Source organism: Mycobacterium sp. ACS1612, from assembly GCF_001667505.1.
Classification (GTDB): domain Bacteria; phylum Actinomycetota; class Actinomycetes; order Mycobacteriales; family Mycobacteriaceae; genus Mycobacterium.
In genome coordinates this window covers 1-22,048 of sequence record NZ_LZHZ01000031.1, presented here as the reverse complement: position 1 = coordinate 22,048, position 22,048 = coordinate 1, and the positions used below count along the sequence as shown (strand labels likewise).

Genomic DNA, 22,048 nt, shown 5'->3' with positions numbered 1-22,048 from the left:
GATGACCGAGACGCTTCTCGAATGTTCGTCGATCACAAAGGGATTCGGCGGCGTACCGGTCCTCAAAGGTGTGAGCCTACGCCTCGAGCCAGGAACAGTGACCGCGCTGGCTGGTGAGAACGGCGCAGGCAAGTCGACGCTGATGAAGATCATCAGCGGTCAGTACAGCCCCGACGACGGCACCGTATCGGTGTCCGGCACCACCCTGACGGCAGGAAGCCCCCGCGACGCCGTCCGCCACGGCGTGGCCATCGTCCCGCAGGAACTCGCCTCCATCGAGGACATGACGGTCTACGAGAACATGTTCGTCGGGCGGGAACTGCGGCGCGGACCGCTGCTGAACCGCCGCGCGATGATCGCCGAGGCGAGGCAGACGCTGGGGTTGTTCGACGTCAGCATCTCGCCGACAGCGCGAATGGGCAGCCTGCCCGTCGGGTTGCGACAGATCGTCGAGATCGTCAAGGCTGCCCGCACCGGCGCACGGGTGATGATGCTCGACGAGCCGACGTCGGCGATCTCCGAACGCGAGGTCGAAGGGCTCTACCGCATCGTGCGCCGGTTGCGCGACCAGGGCGTCGCGATGGTCTACACCACGCACAAGATGGCTGAGATCCGCGCCATCGCCGACCGCGTCGTGGTGTTGCGCGACGGCGGGCTGATCCTGGACACCCCCATCGCCGACGTGTCCGACGACGAGATCGTCACCGCGATGATCGGCCGCGAACTCGACACCCTGTTCCCCCAACGACCGCAACCCGGCACCGACGCCGTGCTCGAGGTCCGCGATCTGGAAGTCGTGGGCGCCGCAGGACCGGTCTCGTTCAACGTGCGCGCCGGCGAAATCGTCGGCCTGGCAGGGTTGGTCGGCGCAGGCAGGACCGAACTGCTCGAGGCCATCTTCGGCTCACGGCGCAGCACGGCCGGCTCGGTGCTCGTCGGCGGCAAGCCGGTCAAACGCAACCAACCCGCCGCCGCCATCACCGCCGGCATGGCGATGGTGCCCGAGGACCGCAAACTCAACGGTGCCGTGTTGTCGATGAGCGTGCTCGACAACGGTTCGCTGCCGCGACTGTCCTCGTTCTCGCTGGCCGGCTGGCTCCGCGGAAAGGCCCGCACCGCAGCTGTTTCGGACGTGATGACGTCGGTGCGCCTGCGCAGCCGCGGACTCGGTCAGGAGGTCGGCACGCTGTCAGGAGGCAACCAGCAGAAGGTGGTGCTGGCCCGGTGGCTGACCGGCGAGGTCAACGTGCTGCTCCTCGACGAACCCACCCGCGGCGTCGACGTGGGCGCCCGCAGCGAGATCTACCGCATCATCACCGAATTCGCCGCCAACGGCATGGCGGTGGTGATGGCGTCATCGGATATGCCAGAGATCGTCGGCCTGTCGCATCGGGCATTCGTCATGCGCGCCGGCGAGCTGGTCGGCGAACTCGACCGTGACGCACTGGACCATCCAGCAGTCCAGGAATCCGTCTTCCGTCTGGCCACCGCCCTGGATGCACCATCACCCAGCCTGCAGGCCGACACAACTCAGGAGGCTGCCTCGTGACCACCCAACTCGACAGCGAAGAGACCGCATCTGTGCGGGCTCGCAGTGTGGCCTCGCCGGCCACCGGTGAGCCGGTGCGGCTGTTCTCGCGCGCATGGTTCGCAGGCTTGGCGCTGCGCTACGCGATGGTGCTGGTGATGCTGCTTGTCATCGCCTACTTCAGTTACCGCAGTGTGCGATTCAGCACTGTCGACAACCTGGTCACCATTCTGGTCGCCGCCGCACCGTTCGCGCTCATCGCGCTCGGGCAGACACTGGTGATCCTCACCGGAGGCATCGACCTCTCGGTCGGCAGCGTGATCGCGGTGTCGGCGATGGCCGCGGCAGCCACCGCCAAGGCGAACCCGGGGCAGGTGTGGTTGACCGTCGTGGTCGCGATGGTCGTCGGGCTCGCGGTCGGCTGTCTGAACGGAATCCTGGTGTCGCGCATCAATGTTCCCCCGTTCATCGCGACATTGGGCACTCTGACCGCCGGGTCCGGAATGGCCTACGTCATCGGCGGCGGCGCGCCCATCAACGGGTTGCCCGCCGAATTCGGGTCGATCGCCAACACCAAGATCCTCGGATTGCAGATCCCGGTGCTGTTGATGATCATCGGCATCGTCGCGCTGGCGGTGGTGATGAAGCGCACCACCTACGGCATGCGGGTCTACGCGGTCGGCGGCAACCGCAATGCCGCCGAGATCGCCGGTATCAACACCAAGAACGTGCTGTTCAGTGTCTACGCCTTCTCCGGTCTGCTGGCGGGCATCTCCGGCGTGATGCTGGCCTCGCGGGTGATATCAGGACCGCCGAACCTCGGTCAGGGCTACGAACTCGACGCCATCGCCGCGGTGGTCATCGGCGGGGCCAGCCTGATGGGCGGGCGGGGCACCATCTGGGGTACCGCGCTCGGCCTGTTCATGATTCAAACCCTCAACAACGGCCTGGACATCCTTGTCGTCCCGGCCTATTGGCAGGACGTGATCAAGGGCGTGCTGATCGTCGCGGCCGTCGCCGTCGACGTGTGGTCCTCGCGCCGCAGGGTCGGAACCTGAATCACCACACATAGAAAGAGAACCGTCATATGAAACTGGCAACCAAGATCGGCGCCATCGCCGCGGCAGGCGCGCTCACCGTCGGCATGACGGCCTGCGGCGCAGGCGACACCGATGCCAAGAAGGGCACCCTGCGGGTCGGAGTGACCGTGTACGACATGAGTTCGTTCATCACCGCGGGCAAGGAGGGGATGGACGCCTACGCCAAGGAGAACAACATCGAATTGGTCTGGAACTCAGCCAATCTCGACGTGTCCACCCAGGCCAGCCAGGTCGACTCGATGATCAACCAGGGCGTCGACGCCCTCATCGTCGTTCCCGTACAAGCGGATTCGCTCGCCCCGCAAGTCGCCGCGGCGAAGGCCAAGGGCATTCCGCTGGTGGCCGTCAACGCATCGCTGAACAGTAAGGACATCTCAGGCAACGTCCAACCCAATGACGTTGCGGCCGGTGCGCAGGAGATGCAGATGATGGCCGACAAGCTGGGCGGCCGCGGCAACATCGTCATCCTGCAGGGCCCCCTGGGGCAGTCGGGTGAACTCGACCGAAGCAAGGGCATCGAGCAGGTGCTGGCGAAGTACCCCGACATCAAGGTGCTCGCCAAGGACACCGCCAACTGGAAACGCGACGAGGCCGTCAACAAGATGAAGAACTGGATCTCCGGGTTCGGACCGCAGATCACCGGCGTCGTCGCGCAGAACGACGACATGGGCCTCGGCGCGCTGCAGGCGTTGAAGGAGGCGGGCCGCTCGGGTGTTCCGATCGTGGGCATCGACGGCATCGAGGACGGCCTGAACGCGGTCAAGAGCGGTGAGTTCATCGGCACCTCACTGCAGAACGGCACCGTCGAACTGGCCGCCGGTCTCGCGGTGGCCAGCAAGCTCGCCAAGCACGAAGAGGTCAAGGCCGATCCCGTCTACACCATGCCTGCGATCACCAAGGACAACGTCGACGTCGCGATCCAGCACGTGGTGACCGACCGCGCGCAGTTCCTCAAGGACCTGACCGAGCTGACCAACCGCAACCTCCAAACCGGTGACATCGCCTACGAGGGCATCCCGGGTCAGAAACAGCCGTGACCGGCGAAACCGAGGACGTCACAGTCGATTTCGACTTCCGCATGGACGGTAAGACCGCCCTGGTGACCGGTGCCGCCGCCGGCATCGGGGCGGCCATCGCCGAGGCCTACGCCGCGAAGGGCGCCCGCGTCGCGGTCGTCGACCTCGACGAGGCCGGTGCAATCTCCCGTGCCGAGGCTCTTCCGACCGAAAGCCGTGGCTTCCGTTGCGATGTCGCCGATCCCGATTCGGTGCGCCGCACCGTGGAGGCGGTGCACAGCGCGTTGGGCAGACTGGACATCTTGGTGAACAGCGCAGGGGTGGTCCATCTCGCCCCGGCGGAGGACTTGTCGGAGAAGGCGTGGGACACCACGCTCGACGTGAACCTCAAGGGCACCTTCCTGATGTGTCAGGCGGTGGGCCGGTCGATGCTGGAGGCAGGCGGCGGGGCCATCGTCAACATGGCCTCGCAGGCCGCCAGCGTCGCACTCGACCAGCACGTGGCCTACTGTGCCTCGAAGTTCGGCGTCGTCGGCATCTCCAAGGTGCTGGCCGCGGAGTGGGGACCGCGTGGGGTGCGCGTCAACACGATCTCGCCCACGGTGGTGCTTACCGAACTGGGCCGCAAGGCGTGGGACGGGCCGCATGGCGATGCGCTCAAGAAGCTCATCCCCACCGGGCGGTTCGCCTATCCGGACGAAATCGCCGCGGCCGCAGTGTATTTGGCCTCCGACGCCGCGGCGATGGTCAATGGTGCCGACCTTGTCATCGACGGGGGCTACACCATCAAATAACTGTTCACGAATTGTGAACGGTATGTGCAGGAAAATCACGTGGACGTGAACGGTCGTTATCCCGTTCAATTCAGGGGTGATGACGAACCAGGCCCGCACCGGCGCCCTGATGGCGATGGGGTCGATGATGTGCGTTCAGGTCGGCCTCGCGCTGGCCGTGACGCTGATCGATCGCATCGGCGTCGAGGGTGCCGCGTGGCTGCGACTGGCGTGGGCCGGTGTGCTCATGCTGGTCATCGTGCGGCCCCGGTTCGCGGCGTTCACCTGGGCCACGTTCCGGGTGTGCGTGCTGCTCGGCATCGTGACCGCAACCGTCACCTTGCTGTTCATGGCTGCGCTGGACCGCATCCCACTCGGCACGGCCAGCGCCCTGGAGTTCCTCGGGCCACTCGGCGTCGCGGTGGCGCACGGCAAGGGCAGCCACCGGGTGGTGTGGCCGGGACTGGCGGCCGTCGGTGTGGTGCTGCTGACCGGCCCGTGGACCGGGTCCGTCGACCCGATCGGGGTGCTGTTCGCGTTGGGCGCGGGCGCGTGCTGGGCCTGCTACATCGTGCTCACCCAGCGGGCCGGTGACGAGGTGTCCGGCATCAACGCGCTCGCGGTCTCGATGCCGGTCGCCGGCCTCGTGGCCACCATCGCGGTCGGTCCCGCGGTGCTGCCGCGGGTGACCCCCGACATCCTGCTCATCGGCATCGGTTTGGCGGTGCTGCTGCCGGTGGTGCCGTTCGCGCTCGAGCTGCTGGCGCTGCGGCGGTTGACCACCGCGGCGTTCGGCACCCTGATGGCGCTGGAGCCGGCGTTCGCGATGATCGTCGGTTTCCTGGTGCTGCACCAGATCCCCGGCCCGGCGGGCACCGTCGGCATCTGCTTCGTGGTAGCCGCTGGCATCGGTGCAGCACGCACCGGCGCACGCTCGTCGCCGGTGCCCGCCGAGGTCGGCTGACCTACCCTCGAGTCATGGCATCGGGAATCTTCGATACGCCCATCGCCGGCGTGGTCAACAAGATGTTCGTCGCGCTGATCGACGCGCCCATCGTCGGTCCGGTCGTGCGACGCGGCCTGATCAACACCCGCTACGTCGGGCGCCGCTCAGGCAAGACGATTCAGACGCCGGTGGGCTACCGGCGCTCAGGCGACAGCATCGTCATCAACGTGACCGCACCGAACGGCAAGACGTGGTGGCGCAACTTCCTCGGCGAGGGCGGCCCGATAACGTTGCTCAAGCTCGACGGCCGAGACCGCAGCGGCCACGCCGTCGCCAGCCGTGACGAGAAGGGGCACGTGAAGGTCACCGTCCAGCTGGGTTAGGCCTCGAACCGCTTGCGCCGGTACAGAGTTCCCGCCGCAAGCAGCAACAGGCTGACCACGAGGATCGCGGTCGCCAGCACGTTGATCTGCGGGGGCACAGCGGCCTTGACGGCAGCGTTCACGTACAGCGGATAGGTGACCGTCGACCCGCTGACGAAATAGGTGATGATGAAGTCGTCCAGGGACAGCGCGAAGGACAGCATCGCCGCCGCGACGATGCCCGGAACGATCAGTGGCAGAGTCACTTTGAAGAACGTGCGGGTCGGGGAGGCGCCCAGGTCCATCGACGCGTCTTCCAGCGTCCAGTCGAAACCACGCACCCTCGCGCGGACGGTCATCGCGATGAAGCTGATCTCGAAGGCGATGTGCGAGATGACGATCGTCGTGTAGCCGGCCGCCCAACCGAAATCCAGGAACAGGGTCAGCAGGGCAGCACCGATGACCACCTCGGGCGCGGTGAGCGGCAGCACCAGGAACGTGTCCACCGCGGTCTGGCCGCGGAACCGTTGCCGCACCAGCGCTATCGCCACCAGGGTGCCGAAAACCAGTGCGATCAACGTCGACACCAGCGCCACGTTCAGCGACAGCTGCAACGCATCGGTCAGCGCCGGGTACTTGAACGGATGCATCCAGTTCTCGAACGTGAAGCCCTGCCAGGTGTAGTTGAACTTGCCGAGCGGCTTGTTGAACGAGAACAGGATGATCACGAAGATCGGCAGGAACAGGTACAGCAGCACCAGACCCGCCATGATCCGCAGGATCAGGTCGCCCCACTTCGGGCTGCCCTTGACGGTCGTCGTCTCGGTGCTGGCCAGGTCGGTCATGGCCTGAGTCGTCATACCAGGTCCTCCGTCCCAAGCGCTCTGGTGTACAGCAGCACGCCGACCAGGATTATCGCCATCAGCACCATCGACAACGCCGCGGCCGCCGGGTAGTCCTTGACCACGAGAAATTGTTTCTGAATCACGTTGCCGATCATCGTGGTCTGGGTGCTGCCCAGATAGTCGGCGTTGATGAAGTCGCCGACGGCGGGAATGAACACCAGCATGCTGCCCGCCAGCACACCCGGCATCGCGAGCGGGAGGATCACCTTGCGGAAGCTGCGCGGCGCGCCGGAGTACAGATCGCGTGATGCCTCGAGCAGTCGCGGGTCGATCTTCTCCAGCGACACGTACAGCGGCAGGATCATGAAGATGATCCAGTTGTAGATCAACCCTCCGATCACCGCCCACGCCGTCGAAAGCAGTCGGCCTTCGTCGGGCAGCAGTCCGATCGCGCCGAGTGCTTTGACCACCCAACCGTCGTCTTCCAGAATCGTTTTCCACGCGATGGTGCGGATCAGGAACGTGACGAAGAACGGCAGGATCACCAGTCCCAGAATCAGGTTCTTGTACCGGCCCGCCTTGAACGCGATGACATACGCCAGCGGAAAGGCCAGCAGCAGGCACACCACGGTGGCGACCAACGCGTAGGAAAACGACCGGATGATCTGATCGCGGTAGGTGCTGAACGCTTCCGCGTAGTTGCCGAAGTCCCAGTCGAACGTCAGTGTCGGCAGGAACACCGACCCGCCGGAACTCGACAACGACGTGCGGGCCAGCGTGAAAAGCGGCACCACGAAGAAGATTCCGAGGTACACAAGCGCCGGCAGGATCATCAGATACGGAGCGATCCTGCTCCGCTGCCGACTGCTGCTGGCTACACCCGCCATCGGATCAACCGCCGGTGACTGCGGCGTACATGGTGTTGAACTCCTGAGTCTGCTCGTCGGTCAGATCGGCCCAGGACTTCAGCTTGTCGAGGCTGGCCTGCGGCGGGTTGATCAACGGGTTGGCGCCGAGCTTCGGATCGATCTTGTTGAGCTCGTCGGTCATGTCGGAGAGCACCGGAACGTACTGGGTGAAGGCCACCAACTTGGCATAGTTGGGCCGGTCGTAGACGTAGTTGATCCACGCCTCGGCACCCTTCTGGTTCTGGGTGGTGTATGGGATCACCATCGTGTCGATGAACCAGTCGCCGCCGGACTCCGGGATCACGAACTGCAGATCCGGGTTGTCCGCTTGCAACTGCACCACGTCACCCGAATACGCTTGGGCGATGGCGATATTGCCCGCCGCCAGATCGTCTGCGTAGTCGTTGCCGGTGAACCGCCGGATCTGGCCCCTGTCCTTCTGCTCCCTGACGAGATCGACCGCTTTCTGCACGGCCTCCTTGGTGGGCTTCTCGATCGAGTTCCCCTGCGATTGCATGATCATCCCGAGCCCGTCCTGGGTGTCGGAGAGCAGGCTGACCCGGCCCTTGAAGGCGGGATCCCAAAGGTCGTCGATCGTCCTGATGTCTCGCTTGGTGGCGGCCCTGTTGTAGGCCAACCCGACCATGCCGGTCATGTAGGGCGCGGTCTTCTTGCGGCCAGGATCGACTTGCGAGTCCAGCAGGTCCTTGCGCAGATTCTTCCGGTTCGGCACGCCCGCGTCGCTGATCTCGTTGAGCCAGCCGAGGCGGTTGATGCGGGCAGCCATGAACTGCGTGGGCACCACCAGATCGGCGCCGATGTCCTGCTTGCGCGACAACGGTTCCTTGACCTTCGCGAACCACTGCTCGTTGTCGTTGAAGTCTTCCTTGTAGTCGACGGTCAGACCGGACGCCTTCTGGAACGCCGCCACGAAGCCGTCGGCCATGTACAGCGGCCAGTTCGAGATGCGCACCGTTCCGGTGGCCGGTCCCTCCTGCGTCGTCGTGCCGCCACCGGAGGCGGACTTGTCGTCCGAGCTACACGCGGCAAGGAAAGAGCCGCCCACGGCCAACGCCGCGGCGGCCGCGGCGCCGCCGCCGATGAAGCGCCGGCGCGAAGTCCGGTTGGCGGCAAGACGATTCAGAATTTGCGGGTCAAAGTCCTTGGAGGGCATGGCGACTGGGCCTTTCGACGAAGGGAAGAGAACGAAACAACGGCCAACGATTAGGAGTCGTCGAGCATCTCTTCGAGATCCTCGGTGGTCGGGATGTCCGCTGCGGGCAACACCAGCGAAGCCTCGGGTGCCCAGCAGACATGGACCTCGTCACCGGGCCGCAGCATCGGCAGATCTTGCTCAGGGCCGATGTGCGCGACGATTGTCGACTCGTCAGGCGCGGCCAGCGACAACCGCACCACCGGGCCCTGGAACGTCAGGTCGGTGACCGTCGCGCGGACGGCCGCGACGTCTCCGGTCGGTGCGTCAATGGACACCCGGACCCGTTCGGGTCGCACCATCAGCGTGGCATGGCCGCCGGATTCGATCGCGGTATCGCCAGGGCGCGCCTTCAACTTCGTGCCCAGCACTTCGACCTCGACGAAGTCGCGGTTGACCCGGCCGGTCTGCTTGCCTACCCACAGGTTGGCCTGTCCGATGAAGCTCGCCACGAACACCGTCGACGGGCGGTCGTAGATCTCGGTCGGGGTGCCGATCTGGTCGACGTTGCCGGCGTTCATCACCGCGATCCGGTCGCTCATCGTGAGCGCTTCCTCCTGGTCGTGGGTCACGTAGATGAACGTGATCCCGACCTCCCGCTGAATGCGCTTGAGCTCGAACTGCATCGCGTGACGCAGCTTGAGGTCGAGTGCACCGAGTGGTTCGTCGAGCAGCAGCGCGCTGGGGTAGTTCACCAGCGCGCGGGCCAGTGCCACCCGCTGCTGCTGTCCGCCGGACAGCTGAGCAGGCTTGCGCTGGGCGAAGTCGGTGAGCCGCACGATCTCGAGCAACTCGTCGACCCGCTTGCGGACCTCGTTTTTGTCCTTCTTCTTGCTCCGCGGCCCGTACGCGACGTTGTCCCACACCGTCATATGCGGGAACAGCGCGTAATGCTGGAACACGGTGTTGACATTGCGTTTGTGCGGAGGGACGCGCGACACGTCGGCGCCTTCCAGCCGGATCGCGCCCTCCGTCGGCGTCTCGAATCCAGCGATCATCCGCAATGTCGTCGTCTTCCCGCACCCCGACGGGCCGAGCATCGAGAAGAACTCGCCCGACGCGATGGAGAAGTCGGCTTCGGCAACGGCGACGTAGTCGCCGAACCGTTTGGTGACATGATCGATCTCAATGACCGGGCCGCCCTTGGCGCGGGCCCCGTCAGATCCCGCCGCTTGCTCGACGGGGGTGGTGTGTGTGCCGGTCAGGGCGAGCCTCCTCTAGACACAGCGGTGAAGCTGTGGGTAAACCTTCGCGGATCGAGCGGTCCTGCGCAAGCGATTCCGCAACGAATTTACATTTTTACAATGGAATCCTTCGTCAGTTGCCCCTGAGACCGAGAAAAACCGCTGAATCGGGCGTCATCGCCTACCGCCTGCCGCTGACGGCAGGGCGACGGGATGGGCTTCCAGTTTCCCAGCCGTGCAGCGCACGGTCGGTGGAAATTGCCGACGTCGTTTACGTGATGCGCACCGCCGGGTAGTTGCCTTGACATGGCAAAGGTTGATGTAGCGGTGTCGTCGAGTCTGAGTCCGGAGAAGGCGTGGGCGCTGGCGTCGGACCTGCGTCGCTTCGACGAGTGGCTGACGATCTTCAACGGCTGGCGCAGCGAGGTGCCGTCCCAGCTCGAGGTCGGTACCTGCGTGTCGTCGTGCATCCGGGTCAAGGGTGTCCGCAACATCATCCACTGGCGGGTGACCCGCTACGACGAGCCCGAGCTGATCGAGATGGTCGGACGCGGCCGTCCCGGAATTCGCATCGGCCTGTGCGTCCACGTGGTCGACGACGATCCCGGCACCACCTTCCGGGTGGTCGCCGACTTGTCCGGCGGCGTGCTGAACACGCCGGTGGGCAATTTCGTGGCGAAGCTGATCCGAAACGACGTGCGCAAGTCCGTGGAGAATCTCGCGGCGCTGGGTTAACCCCACTCGTGGTTCATGGCGCGGGATTCGTAGCGCGCCTCGACGGATTCGATCGTCGTCCGCCGCGGATGCGAGAACGCGATCAGCACCATCGCCAGCGCGGCGGTGATCGCGCCGCCCGCGAAGATCGCGACGAAACTGCTCTCCATCGGTACCCCGTTGCGGGTGCGGCCGAGTAACACCGCGACCAGGGCGGCGGCCAGCGCGCTGCCGATGGTCCGCGCAATGGCGTTCATGCTCGTCGCGACGCCGGTCTCGGCTGCGTCGACCTCGGCTACCACCAGTGCGGGCAGCGCACCGTACCCGAGGCTGATGTAGGCGTTGGCCAGGATGCTGGCGGCGATGATCTGCCACGGCGCGTCATGGGCCAATGCGATGAACAGAAAGCCCGCGATGCCTGCGACGGCGGCGACCATCAGAACCGGGCTGGCGCCGAACCGGTCGATGAACCGACCGCTGGCCAGAGCCACCAGAAAGCCGGTCAACGCACCCGGCAGCAGATAGCTGACACTTGCCTGAAGGACGGTCGCGCCGAAGCCGTATCCCGCTGCGTCGGAAGGGATTTGAACGAACTGGGTGAGGCCGAGGAAGGCGAAGTACAGCCCCATGCCGACGAACACGGTGGCGAGATTGGTGAGCATGATGGGCCGTCGGGTCATCATCGTGGTGGACACCAGCGGTTGCCTGGCGCGACGCTCCCAGAACCACCAGCCGCACAGGATCAGCACGCCGCACGCCGCGCAGCCCACGGTCGGCAGCGCCGACCAACCCCACGAGTGGCCCTGCGTGATGGCCAACAGCACCGCCGAGAGGCCGGCGGCCAACCCGAACGCCCCGACCCAGTCGATGGTCCCGCTGGCAGCGCGTGAGCGGTCGGGCACGACGAGCAGCGCGATCGCGATCACGACCACCGTGAACGCCGTCGTCAACCAGAAGACGCGGTGATAGCCCGCCTGCCCGCTCATCAGCAGGCCGACCACCACCAGCCCGGTGCCGCCGCCGAAGCCCAACGTGCCCGAGAGCACCGACATCGCCGAGCCCATCCGGTCGTCGGGGATTTCCTCACGAAGGATCGCAATGCTGATTGAATACAGGCCGTACGAGGCGGCCTGCAGCACGCGGGCGACCACCAGCAACGCCAGCGATGTCGTGGTGGCGGCGAGGATCGAACCGGCGAGGACGATGACGAGCACCGTCAGCAGCACCCGCTTCTTGCTGTGCAGGTCGGCAAGTCGGCCGATCAGTGGGGTGGCGGCCGCGGCGGCCAACAGGTTCGCGGTGACAACCCAACTCGCTGCGACCGGCGAGACGTTCAATTGGTCGGCGATGACACCGAGCACCGGGACGACGGCGGTCTGCAGCACCGCGACCGTCAGCACCACGATCGACAGACCGGCGATGAGCAGTCCCGGCTTCACGCCTGCGCCGGACCGTGTCGCATCGGTCTCGACCACGGCCCGGCTCCGATCGTTAGCTCATCTTGGGTTCTCTCGCATTATGTCCCGCGGCGCGGCGGCCCGGCGCCCTGCCCCGCGAACGTTCCTTACCGCTCGAAAAATCGCCGACATTTCGAGCGGTAAGGAACGTTCGCGCCGGAGGCGGGCTACCTCAACAGGGCCAGCAGGCGGTCGTGCGGGAGGGCGGGGGAGCGGTGGCCGTCGCGGCCGACCATGTCGCTGTTGACCACCAGCGCGTTGAGCACCGCCTCTTCCACGGCCTGCACGGCGGCGGTGTAGAGGTCGTCCATGCGTCCCCACGGCACGAACGTCAGCGTGCCGAACTCGTCCTGACCGGGTGCGTCAACAGGGCCGACGGGAAACGCGCTGGCCAAACCCGGCACGTCGGCGGTGGAGAAGGCCAGGAAGATGTCACCGGAAAAGTGACTGCCCGCCGTTCCGGTGCGCGCCAGGCCGAGCGGAACGCGCCGGGCCAGCGCCTTGCACTGCCCGGGTAGCAGCGGGGCGTCAGTGGCCACGATCGCGATGACGGACCCCGCGCCCGGCGGCGGTTTGAGGCCGAGATCGACCTCGAACCAATCGCCGCCGAGCGGGTTGTCGTCGAGCAGGTGCGGACCGACATGGGCTCCGGCCACGGTCAGTTCGGCCCGCGAGCCGAAGTTCGCCTGCACGAACGCCGCGACGGTGAACGTCCTCGACCCGTAACCGACCCGGCGCGACGCGGTGCCGTTGCCGCCCTTGAATTCGTAACAGTTCATCCCGGTGCCGCCGCCGACCGAACCTTCTGCCACCGGTCCGGTCGTGGCCGCGTCCAGCGCGGCCTCGACATGTTCAGGTCGGACGTGGCCGCCGTTGATGTCGTTGAGGTAGCCGTCCCACGTCTCGGCGCACACCGGAAGCAGCCACTGCCGCGCCAGTCGCGGATTGACCCGGTTGACCCAGCCAACGACGCCGGTGTGGCAGGCGCCGACCGCGTGCGTATTCGACAGTACGACAGGCAGATTGAACGATCCGGCTTCGTCGATCCACGTGGTGCCGGTCATCTCGCCGTTGCCATTGAGCGAATACCAGCCCGCCGCGCACGGCTGCCCGACACCGTCGCGGCCGCGCGGCAGGATCGCGGTGACGCCGGTGCGCACCGACGCGCCGTCGATCAACGTCGTCACGCCGACGGTCACGCCGTCGACGTCGGTGATCGCGTTGAGCGGTCCCGGCTCACCGGGCAGCCGGATGCCGAGCCCGCGTGCGCGGGGCCGACCGTCACTGGTGTGGGTCATGGTCACCGGCCGATCCTCTCAACACTCATGATCGAATGGAGCAATGAGCGCGCTGACCGAACCGACTTTCGCAGGCCACCGACCCGCGGCCGCAGGCGATCTCTCCGTCGAGACGCACGGCATCGCGCCGATCCCGGAAGACCAGCGATACGGGTCGCCGGTCCGGTTGTTCACCGTGTGGTTCGCGCCCCAGGTCAACATGACCGGCGTGTTCACCGGCGCGCTGGCGATCGTGCTGGGCCTCGGCTTCTGGCTGGGTCTGCTCGCGATGGTGATCGGCACGGCGCTCGGCTCCTTGGTGGTCGCCTATCTGTCGACGTGGGGTCCGCGCACCGGCACCGGGCAATTGCCGAACTCGCGGATGGCCTTCGGGGGCGCGGTGGTACTGCCCGCGGTGCTGCAATGGCTGGGCACCATCGCGTGGGACGCACTCGTCGGGTTGTTCGGCGGACAGGCGCTGGCGTTGTTGGTCGGCATCCCGTTCTGGTTCGCCGTGCTGATCGTGCTCGCGGTGCAGGCGGCGGTCGGCTTCTTCGGCTACGAGGTCATCCACCGTCTGCAGGCCGTGCTGACCGTGGTGCTGTTCGTGACCTTCGTGGTGTTCGCGGTGAAACTGGTCAGCGGAGAAGACATCATCACGCCCGCAGGCGCGGAAGGCGCCAACCTGGCAGGCGCGTTCGTGCTCGAGGTGACCATCGCGTTCAGCCTCGCGGTGTCATGGGCCTCCTACGCCGCCGACTTCAGCCGCTACCTGCCCGCCAGCTCACCGAAAACGCGGGTCTTCGGTTTCACGTTCGCCGGAATCATGTTCGGCTACACCTTCATTCAGGGCATCGGCGTCGCCGCGGGCAATGTGGTGTCCGACCAGACCGCCGAGGGTGTGCGGACGGTGATGGGCGGTGGCCTGCTGGGCGGGTTGGCGTTGCTGATCATCGCGCTGGCCTCGATCGGTTCCGGGGTGATGAACGACTACAGTGGATCGCTCGCGCTGCAGACCATCGGCGTCAAGGTGCGACGGCCGGTGTCGGCGCTGATGGTGGCGGTGTTGGCGTATCCGCTCATCCTGTGGCTCAACGATGTCGACACTGCACCGAGGTTTCAGGCCGTGCTGCTGTTGGTCAGCTACTGGATCCCTGCGTTCGTCGCGATTGTGGTCATCGACTGGCTGTTGCGCATCGACGGCAGGGCGAGCATCAACCCGGCGGAGGAAACCACCGGCCGCCGGGATGCAGCGGTCGCGGTCGTCGTCTTCCTGCTGGCATATGTCGCTGCGGTGCCGTTCATGAACACCTCGCTGTTCGAGGGACCCATCGCCAAGGCCTGGCACGGCGCGGACATCGCCTACTTCGTCAACCTGGCGGTAGCCGCGCTGCTCTACGGCGGCTACCGGTGGCTGTCGCGGCCGGTGAACCGTACTTAAATGTGTTTCACCCCGGCTGTCACTGCGCGCAGCTTGTCGGGGTTGGCTACGTTGTGCACGGTTTCGATGCGACCGTCGGCGTCCAGGTCGACGGTGAGGGTGGCGATCACCCGACCACCACCGGTCAACAGGATGCCCGGACCACCGTTGATCTCGACGACTTCGGCTGCCATATCGGCGATTTCGACACCCTCATACGGCCGCTGACTGGCACCGGCGATCCAGCGCGCGACGTTGTCGATGCCGCGGATCGGGCGCATGGCCTGGCGGACCTTGCCACCGCCGTCGGTCCACAGGGTGACCTCAGGGGCGAGCAGTTCCATCAATGAGTTGATGTCACCGCCGGTGATCGCGGCGAAGAAGCGTTCGGTGGCTTGGCGTTTCTTGACGCGGTCGGTCTCGAACCGCGGGCGTCGCGCCTGGATGTGCTCACGCGCCCGGTGGGCCGCCTGCCGTACGGCGGATTCCGATCGGTCGACGGCGTCACCGATTTCGGCGTAGCTGAAGTCGAACACCTCCTTGAGAACGAACACCGCGCGCTCCAGTGGGCTGAGGGTCTCCAGCACGACGAGCATCGCCATCGACACCGATTCGGCGGTAGCGACGTCGTCGGACGCATCGGGCTGGGTCAGGATCGGCTCCGGAAGCCAAGGCCCCACATAGGTTTCGCGTTGACGCCGGGTGGAGCGAAGCCGCTCCATCGACAGGTTCGAGATGATGCGCGCCAGATAGGCCTTCGGGTCCGACACCCGCGAGCGATCCTGCGCCGACCATTTGAACCAGGCGTCCTGGACGACGTCTTCGGCATCCGCGGCGGAACCGAGGATCCGGTAGGCGATCGAGAACAACAGAGTTCTGTGATCGGCGAACGTCTGCTGGTCCGACGTCATCTCGTCGACCGGCCGCCGCGCCGCCAGGTCGCCGCTCCCAGTGCGGGCAGCACCTTGAGAAGTCGATATGTGGTCCACGGGCTGGAGCTCACCGTCTCTTTGTACGCCACCGCGTAGCGGCCGGCCAAGTAGAAGCGGCCGGGGCTGTCGTCGGCGTGGGTGAACTGGATGACGCCGTCGTGGCGGCCCAAGCTCACCGGCTGGTGCACATAGCCGAAGCGGAACCTCTTGGGCTGCTTGCCTTTCAATTCGCGAGCGATCGACGCTGCGGCGTGCAGCGCGCTCGGGATGCCGCTCTGGCAGGTGCCGTGCATCACCCCGTAGCTCTGACGGATCGCGGCGGCGTCGCCGATGGCATAGACGGTCGGATGTGACACCGACCGCAGCGATTCGTCGGTCACGATGCGGCCACGGTCGTCGACCTCGAAGCCCGCAGCCGCGGCGATGGGGGATACCCGCACGCCCGTGGTCCACAACACCGCCTCGGCGGGCACTACCTCGCCGTCGTCCAGCGCGACACCGTCTGCCATCACCTTGACGATCTCGGCGCCGGCGCGCACCCGCACACCCAACCGGTCGAGGCCGGCGTGCAACCGGGCCCGCGCCTTAGCGCCCATCATCGCCCCGGGCACCTGGCGGCTCAACAGCACGACATCGAGTTCGGGATGCTGCTCGGCGATTTCGGCCGCGGACTCGACTCCCGTCAGCCCGCCGCCTGCCACCACGACGGTGCCGTTCCCGAGGCGGCTCAACCGGGCGGCGAGAAGCGATGCATCGTGTGCGCTATTCAGTGTGTACGCGAATTCGTCGACACCCGGGATTGTTTCGGTGTCGGCGACACTGCCGAGCGCAAAGAGCAGTGTGTCGTAGCGCAGCGTGTAGGCGTCGTCGACGCGCACGGTTTGCGCGTCGGCGTCGATACCGGTCACCCAGCCCTTGACGAAGTCGACGCCGGTGCCCTCCAACTGGTCGGGGATCCGAAGGTCGGCCAGTTCCTGGCCCGAAGCAATCTGGTGCAGGCGCAGTCGCTCCGTGAACCTCGTCTGCGGGTTGACGATTGACACGTGGACGTCGTCGTGGTGTTTGAGTCGGCCCGCGAGGCCCGCGGCGGCCGCCATGCCGGTGTATCCGGCGCCCAGTATCAGGATCTCGTTCATCATTCGTGCCTTCCGTGTCGACTGATGAACACGAGACGCAAGCACGCCGGCGATTCGTGACATCGACTTCGGGGTAAATAACGTCATGCAGCCGAAGACCCTGGTCAGCACCCTTGGAGCAGTCCTTCTCACCGGCGCGGTCGGCGGTCTGGCGAGCAGGCCCGCGCAGTCGGGTTGGTACGCCAAGCTCGAGAAGCCGAGCTTTCAGCCGCCACGGCAGGCCTTTCCGATCGTGTGGCCGATCCTGTACGCGGACATCGCCGCCGTGTCGGCGTCGACGTTGGAGCGCCTGCGCAACCGCGACCCGGGACAGGCCCGCACCTTCGCCGCGCTGTTGGGGGTCAATCTCGTGCTGAATGCCAGTTGGTCGTGGTTGTTCTTCGACCGTCGACTGCTTGGCACGTCGGCCGTGGCGGCCGCGGCGTTGACGGCCAGCAGTGCCGATCTCACGCGGCGGGCGGTCGCCGCGCGCGGTCCCGCCGCGGGAGTCCTCGCCGCCTACCCGGCGTGGTGCGCGTTCGCGACGCTGCTGTCTTCGCGCATCTGGCAACTCAACCGCGGCCGGTGAGACCGTGACCGCGCGCCAAACAGAAGCCGACACGGACGAGGAGGAGCGTCAGCGCGTCGCTGACCGTGTGTTGGGAATGCTTGAGGACGCGGTCTATTGGGCGATCGCGGTGGTACTGGTCGCCGGGGCCGTGGCCTTGCTCGTCTCCCAGTTCGTCACGATGTTCCGACTGACGAACACCCCCGTCCAAGTGGTGATGGTGGAAATTCTCGACGGGTTGCTGCTGATCTTCATCTTCGTCGAATTGCTCTACGCGGTGCGGTCGTGCCTGCGCTCGCACGAGATCGTCGCCGAACCGTTCCTCGTCGTCGGGATCCTGGCCGGCATCAAAGAGATCGTCGTGCTGTCGGTGGAGGCGGCAACTCTGCTGTCGAAGGGGCCGGAGTACGCGCGCGCCGTCGTCGAGATCGGCGTACTCGGCGGCGTGGTGCTGGTACTCGCCCTGGCCGCCTTCGTACTTCGTGAACGACGCCGAGACACCGCTGACGCCGGCGAGAGCGCATCCGAGGAAAAGGGTCCCGGTTCGGGCTAAAGCTGCCATCTCGGCGGTAAGCACCTGCAACTATGGGTGTTGAGACCACCGTCATGGGTGAAGTCGCGCCGGTTCGCACGGGAGGGGCGAAGCGATGGCCAAACGGCTCATTGCGTACATCCTCTCGGCCCTATTGGTCTCGCTTACGTCGTGTTCGGGCGGTGAGCGCACGGCCACGACGACAGAGACGGGTCCCGTCCACAACGCGCCGCGCGCGACGGTCGCTCTCATCACCCACCAGGCGCCCGGTGACACGTTCTGGGACCTCGTCCGGCGCGGTGGCGAAGCGGCCGCCGGTAAGGACAACATCGATCTGCAGTATTCGCAGAACCCCGATTCGGCGGCGCAGGCAGACCTCGTGCGGTCCGCCGTCAACGCAAAAGTGTCCGGCATCGCTGTCACCCTGGCCAACCCCGCGGTGATGGCGCCCGCGGTACAGGAGGCGGTCGCAGCCGGAATACCAGTAGTAGCAATCAATTCCGGGATCAGAGACTGGCAACAGCTCGGGGTGATGGCCTACTTCGGGCAGGACGAGCTGATCGCGGGCCAGGCGGCAGGGGAACGCCTCACCAACGAACAGGCCCAAAACGCGCTGTGCGTGATTCATGAGCCGGGGCACGTCAACCTCGAAGCCAGATGTGAAGGATTGTCGAACGCCTTCGCCGGTAAGTCCCAGACGCTCGAAGTCGACGGTGTGGACAACGCGGTCGTCAAGACCGCGGTAGCGGCACGCCTACAACAGGACTTCAGCATCGACCGCATCCTGACCCTCGGAGCCCCAATGGCTTTAGCCGCGTTGGAGGCGGTGGCCGAGGAAAACAGCTACGCCAAGGTGGCGACATTCGACACCAACGCCGGTGTCGTCGACGCGATCAAGAACGGCATGATCGAGTGGGCCATCGACCAGCAGCCGTTCCTGCAGGGTTATCTCGCGGTCGACTCGCTGTGGCTCTACCTCACCAACAGGAATGTGATCGGCGGCGGCCAGCCCACCTTGACCGGACCATCGTTCGTCGACGAGACGAACATCAACACGGTGGCCGACCTCGCAGAGGCCGGCACCCGCTGAGTCGAGGTGACCGTCATCTTTCTCACCGGTGACGTGATGACCGGGCGCGCGATCGACCAATTGTTGCCGTATCCCGGCGATCCGGAACTGCGCGAGAGGGTCGTCCGCGACGCACGCAGGTACATCTCGCTGGCCGAGCGCGTGAACGGGCCGATCCCGGCGCCGGTCGACTACACGTGGCCCTGGGGCGATGCGCTCGACATCGTGGATGCGTTCGCCCCCGACGTCCGACTACTCAATCTGGAGACCAGCATCACCACGTGCGCCGACTTCGCGCCGGGCAAGGCCGTGCACTACCGAATGCATCCGGACAACATTGAATGTTTGACAGCGATCCGCGCGGACGTCTGCACGCTGGCGAACAATCACGTGCTCGACTTCGGTCATCGCGGACTGCTCGACACGCTGCGGACCACCGCAGCTGCCGGAATACGCAGCGCCGGAGCGGGTTTGGACGCCGGGCAGGCCTGGCGGCCCGCCGTCGCAGCCCGGACGGTGATCGTGTGCTGCGGCATGCGGTCCAGCGGAATTCCGCCGGCGTGGGCCGCGACGGATCAGCGGCCCGGTGTTGCGTACCTACCGGACGTGACCGACGACGCCGCCGGCGTGATTGCCGAGCGGGTACACGCCACCAAACGGCCGGGCGATACCGCGGTGGTGTCGGTGCACTGGGGTTCGAACTGGGGCTACGACGTGGGTGATGCGCAAATCCAGTTCGCGCATAGGCTGATTGACGCAGGGATCGATCTGGTGCATGGCCATTCGTCGCACCATCCCCGGCCGATCGAGTGGTACCGGGGGAAGCTGATCATGTACGGCTGCGGTGACACCATCGACGACTACGAAGGCATCCCCGGATATGAATCATTCCGGCACGAACTGCGGCTGTTGTACTTCGCGTCGGTCGACGAACGCGCACTGCGGATGGTGCCGATGCGGATGAGACGGATGCGGCTCGAGCGCACACCCGATTCCGATGCCGAATGGCTTCGCGGAAACCTCCAGGACATCAGCCGACGGTTCGGCACCAGGGTGGAAACGGCGCCGGACGGAGTGCTGTTGACCGCCGATTAGCTTTACGAATGGCCAGTACAGTACTTTACGATCGTAAAGTCGGGTGGCGGAATACATAGGCGGTGAGCGTGGTCCTTGGTAAGGCGTCCGAGGCCGCCGACACTCGTACCCGACTCATCGACGCCGCGGTCGACCTGTTCACCCGGCACAGTTACGCCGGCACGTCCCTACAGATGATCGCCGACGAACTCGGGTTCACGAAAGCCGCCATCTACCACCACTTCCGAACGCGCGAACAACTGCTGGCCGCCGTCCTCGAACCCATACTGGACGAACTGCGCGTCGTCGTCGAAGCCGCCGAGGCCAAACGCACCGCGCATGCGCGCGCCGAACACATGCTCACCGGCTACGCGACGCTGGCCGTACGCAACCGAGGGCTTGTCGCAGTGCTTGCCGCGGATCGCAGCGTAGCAACCGCGCTGAGCGAGCGTGCCGAATGGGGTGAACTGATCAGCCGCCAGGTCGCGCTGCTGGCCGATGTCAACTCCGGACCGGGCGGTGAGGTGAAGGCGGCCATGGTGTTCGCAGGCATGGCGGGCGCAGTGGGACCCGCGTGGGGACATTTCGACGACGACGCGTTGCGCGAACATCTGGTGGACGCCGCGCGTCGCACGCTGGGGATGCGGACGCCTCGACGCTCCGGGAAGGAAAGACCATGAAGACGGCTGTCGTCACCGGGGGCGGCTCAGGCATCGGGCGGGCGGTGGCCGATCGGTTGCGCACCGACGGCGCCGCCGGGCTTCATCGACACCCCGATGCTGCGCAGCGCTGAGTCCCGCGGCGTCGTCGGCGACGTGCAAGCGACGATCAACGCCACCCCCGTCCGTCGGATGGGTAAACCTCAAGACATCGCCGCGGTATGTGCCTTCCTGATCTGCGATGAGGCACGGTTACATCACCGGTCAGATCCTCGGTGTCAACGGAGGGCGCAACACCTGACCGGTCGGCGGCTGTGCGACGATCATCGGATGTCAACGCAACCGGCCCATTTCGCCCTGACTGGCGACGGCGGTTACCTGCCGACGTCGTTCGCGCAGAGCCACTGGGGCGATGATCATCTCAACGGTCCCGCCGTTGTCGGACTGGCCGCACGCGAACTCGAAAAGCATGCTGGGTCACCGGACTTCATGCCCGCTCGGTTCACTGCCGACCTGTTCCGGGCCGCACGCAACACCCCGACGACCGTCGATGTCCGCACCGTGCGTGACGGCAGGCGGGTGCGCACCACGGAATGTGATGTGGTGCAGGACGGTAGACCGGTGGCGCGCGCGACGCTGGTGCAGTACCGGCGTTCAGCGCCACCGCCCGGTCGGGAGTGGAGCGCGTCGGTCGCGCGTCCACAGCCGCCCGCACCCGACGATTCGATCCAGCCGTTCGTCGGTAGTGAAGAGGTGGGCTGGACCCGGTCGCCCGCCGCGCACCAGAACGATTCTCGTAAGTGCTTCTTCAACGACGGAATCAAAGTGGTTGCGGGCGAGGAGAACTCGGCCTTCGTCCGAGCCGTCATGCTCGCCGAGTCGACAAGTCTGGTCACCAACCTCGGCACTCGGGGCATCGGGTACATCAATGGGGACCTGACCGCCGCGTTCGCGCGGTTGCCCGTGGACGCCTGGATCGCAATACAGGCGGACTCACACTGGACGTCAGACGGCATTTCGGTAGGTACCGCGACGCTCTTCGATTCGCAAGGCCCGTTCGGGACGGGGATGGTCACCGCGGTTGCCAATCCCGCAGTGCAGATTGACTTTTCGACTCGGCCAACGCTCGTGCAGGGCCTCAACTACGAGTAGCCGGCACCTCAGCACCAGCCCGCGCAGCCGGGCTTGTCGCTTTCACCGAGAGAGTTGCGCTCCGTCGGTTTCCTGGGCACCGGCTCCACGCTGATCGGAGAGCGGGTGACAGGCGTGGGCGGCTTGGCGGTCGGCTCCGGTGCAGGACGCGTCCAGTACGGCTCGTCGTATGTCGGCGCGCTGCCAGTGTCCTCGGGCGGGGGC

General features: G+C 66.0%; 22 protein-coding genes and 1 pseudogene. 15 read left to right on the top strand and 8 right to left on the bottom strand.

From position 1 onward, the window contains the following. The first annotated feature begins 1 nt into the window (after position 1). The 6 genes from A5724_RS12405 to A5724_RS12380 all read left to right on the top strand — a co-directional run bounded on the left by A5724_RS12405 (position 2) and on the right by A5724_RS12380 (position 5,746). Positions 2-1,549, top strand: coding sequence for a sugar ABC transporter ATP-binding protein (locus tag A5724_RS12405; protein ID WP_067801942.1), 1,548 nt, complete (start codon positions 2-4; stop codon positions 1,547-1,549). Continuing rightward, the gene (locus A5724_RS12400) at positions 1,546-2,586 is read left to right on the top strand and encodes an ABC transporter permease (RefSeq protein ID WP_067801547.1); all 1,041 of its coding nucleotides are present in this window, start codon (positions 1,546-1,548) and stop codon (positions 2,584-2,586) included. The genes A5724_RS12405 and A5724_RS12400 overlap by 4 nt, the downstream gene beginning before the upstream one ends. A gap of 29 nt (positions 2,587-2,615) precedes the next feature. Beyond that, positions 2,616-3,665 carry a substrate-binding domain-containing protein gene (locus A5724_RS12395; protein WP_067801544.1) on the top strand — a complete coding sequence of 350 codons (1,050 nt, stop codon included), beginning with the start codon at positions 2,616-2,618 and terminating at the stop codon, positions 3,663-3,665. Next, a complete protein-coding gene (locus A5724_RS12390; RefSeq protein WP_082964988.1) occupies positions 3,662-4,438 on the top strand; it encodes an SDR family oxidoreductase in 777 nt (258 codons plus the stop codon). Before A5724_RS12395 ends, A5724_RS12390 begins: the two co-directional genes overlap by 4 nt. Before the next feature lie 76 nt (positions 4,439-4,514). Then, a complete protein-coding gene (locus A5724_RS12385) occupies positions 4,515-5,381 on the top strand; it encodes a DMT family transporter (RefSeq protein ID WP_067801540.1) in 867 nt (288 codons plus the stop codon). A gap of 14 nt (positions 5,382-5,395) precedes the next feature. Further along, on the top strand, positions 5,396-5,746 hold the full coding sequence (locus A5724_RS12380) for a hypothetical protein (protein ID WP_067801538.1): 351 nt from the start codon (positions 5,396-5,398) through the stop codon (positions 5,744-5,746). On the opposite strand, the gene A5724_RS12375 is transcribed toward A5724_RS12380, so the two are convergent. The 4 genes from A5724_RS12375 to A5724_RS12360 are packed head-to-tail and all read right to left on the bottom strand — an operon-like array spanning position 5,743 to position 9,821. Next, on the bottom strand, positions 5,743-6,585 hold the full coding sequence (locus A5724_RS12375; RefSeq protein ID WP_067801535.1) for an ABC transporter permease: 843 nt from the start codon (positions 6,583-6,585) through the stop codon (positions 5,743-5,745). The genes A5724_RS12380 and A5724_RS12375 overlap by 4 nt on opposite strands. Further along, positions 6,582-7,457 (bottom strand): ABC transporter permease, encoded by an 876-nt coding sequence (locus A5724_RS12370; protein ID WP_067801532.1) that lies wholly within the window; start codon positions 7,455-7,457, stop codon positions 6,582-6,584. Before A5724_RS12370 ends, A5724_RS12375 begins: the two co-directional genes overlap by 4 nt. 4 nt (positions 7,458-7,461) lie before the next feature. Continuing rightward, a complete protein-coding gene (locus tag A5724_RS12365; RefSeq protein WP_067801529.1) occupies positions 7,462-8,652 on the bottom strand; it encodes a spermidine/putrescine ABC transporter substrate-binding protein in 1,191 nt (396 codons plus the stop codon). 50 nt (positions 8,653-8,702) lie between these two features. Next, the gene (locus A5724_RS12360; protein WP_067801526.1) at positions 8,703-9,821 is read right to left on the bottom strand and encodes an ABC transporter ATP-binding protein; all 1,119 of its coding nucleotides are present in this window, start codon (positions 9,819-9,821) and stop codon (positions 8,703-8,705) included. A 360-nt stretch (positions 9,822-10,181) separates the two neighbouring features. Here A5724_RS12360 and A5724_RS12355 point away from each other — a divergent pair, with 360 nt between their 5' ends. Beyond that, entirely contained in the window at positions 10,182-10,610 is a 429-nt protein-coding gene (locus tag A5724_RS12355) for an SRPBCC family protein (RefSeq protein WP_067801523.1), read from the top strand. Here the strand turns inward: A5724_RS12355 and A5724_RS12350 are convergent. Both A5724_RS12350 and A5724_RS12345 read right to left on the bottom strand, forming a co-directional pair. After that, a complete protein-coding gene (locus tag A5724_RS12350; protein ID WP_067801520.1) occupies positions 10,607-12,064 on the bottom strand; it encodes an MFS transporter in 1,458 nt (485 codons plus the stop codon). The genes A5724_RS12355 and A5724_RS12350 overlap by 4 nt on opposite strands. A 149-nt stretch (positions 12,065-12,213) precedes the next feature. Next, a complete protein-coding gene (locus A5724_RS12345) occupies positions 12,214-13,344 on the bottom strand; it encodes a P1 family peptidase (protein WP_067801937.1) in 1,131 nt (376 codons plus the stop codon). A gap of 43 nt (positions 13,345-13,387) precedes the next feature. Between A5724_RS12345 and A5724_RS12340 the strand changes: the two genes are divergently transcribed. After that, positions 13,388-14,764, top strand: a complete 1,377-nt coding sequence (locus A5724_RS12340; RefSeq protein ID WP_067801510.1) for a cytosine permease — start codon at positions 13,388-13,390, stop codon at positions 14,762-14,764. Here the strand turns inward: A5724_RS12340 and A5724_RS12335 are convergent. Beyond that, on the bottom strand, positions 14,761-15,654 hold the full coding sequence (locus A5724_RS12335; protein WP_067801508.1) for an RNA polymerase sigma-70 factor: 894 nt from the start codon (positions 15,652-15,654) through the stop codon (positions 14,761-14,763). The two genes, A5724_RS12340 and A5724_RS12335, sit on opposite strands and share 4 nt — an antisense overlap. Next, complete coding sequence (locus A5724_RS12330) at positions 15,651-16,811, bottom strand: NAD(P)/FAD-dependent oxidoreductase (protein ID WP_067801934.1); 1,161 nt, start codon at positions 16,809-16,811, stop codon at positions 15,651-15,653. The genes A5724_RS12335 and A5724_RS12330 overlap by 4 nt, the downstream gene beginning before the upstream one ends. An 85-nt stretch (positions 16,812-16,896) precedes the next feature. Between A5724_RS12330 and A5724_RS12325 the strand changes: the two genes are divergently transcribed. The 7 genes and pseudogenes from A5724_RS12325 (at position 16,897) to A5724_RS12300 (ending at position 21,844) form a co-directional block, all read left to right on the top strand. Further along, positions 16,897-17,379, top strand: coding sequence for a TspO/MBR family protein (locus A5724_RS12325; protein ID WP_067801505.1), 483 nt, complete (start codon positions 16,897-16,899; stop codon positions 17,377-17,379). Between the two features lie 4 nt (positions 17,380-17,383). Continuing rightward, a complete protein-coding gene (locus A5724_RS12320; protein ID WP_067801502.1) occupies positions 17,384-17,911 on the top strand; it encodes a phosphate-starvation-inducible PsiE family protein in 528 nt (175 codons plus the stop codon). A 94-nt stretch (positions 17,912-18,005) separates the two neighbouring features. Next, positions 18,006-18,980, top strand: coding sequence for a sugar ABC transporter substrate-binding protein (locus A5724_RS12315; RefSeq protein ID WP_067801500.1), 975 nt, complete (start codon positions 18,006-18,008; stop codon positions 18,978-18,980). 6 nt (positions 18,981-18,986) lie between these two features. Further along, entirely contained in the window at positions 18,987-20,054 is a 1,068-nt protein-coding gene (locus tag A5724_RS12310; protein WP_082964986.1) for a CapA family protein, read from the top strand. Between the two features lie 62 nt (positions 20,055-20,116). Further along, positions 20,117-20,713, top strand: coding sequence for a TetR/AcrR family transcriptional regulator (locus tag A5724_RS12305; RefSeq protein ID WP_082964985.1), 597 nt, complete (start codon positions 20,117-20,119; stop codon positions 20,711-20,713). Positions 20,714-20,785: 72 nt separating this feature from the next. Further along, positions 20,786-20,993 (top strand): annotated as a pseudogene (locus A5724_RS33015) (SDR family oxidoreductase); the annotation flags it as partial. Between the two features lie 29 nt (positions 20,994-21,022). Beyond that, positions 21,023-21,844, top strand: a complete 822-nt coding sequence (locus tag A5724_RS12300; protein ID WP_067801929.1) for a thioesterase family protein — start codon at positions 21,023-21,025, stop codon at positions 21,842-21,844. Positions 21,845-22,048 lie beyond the last annotated feature (204 nt).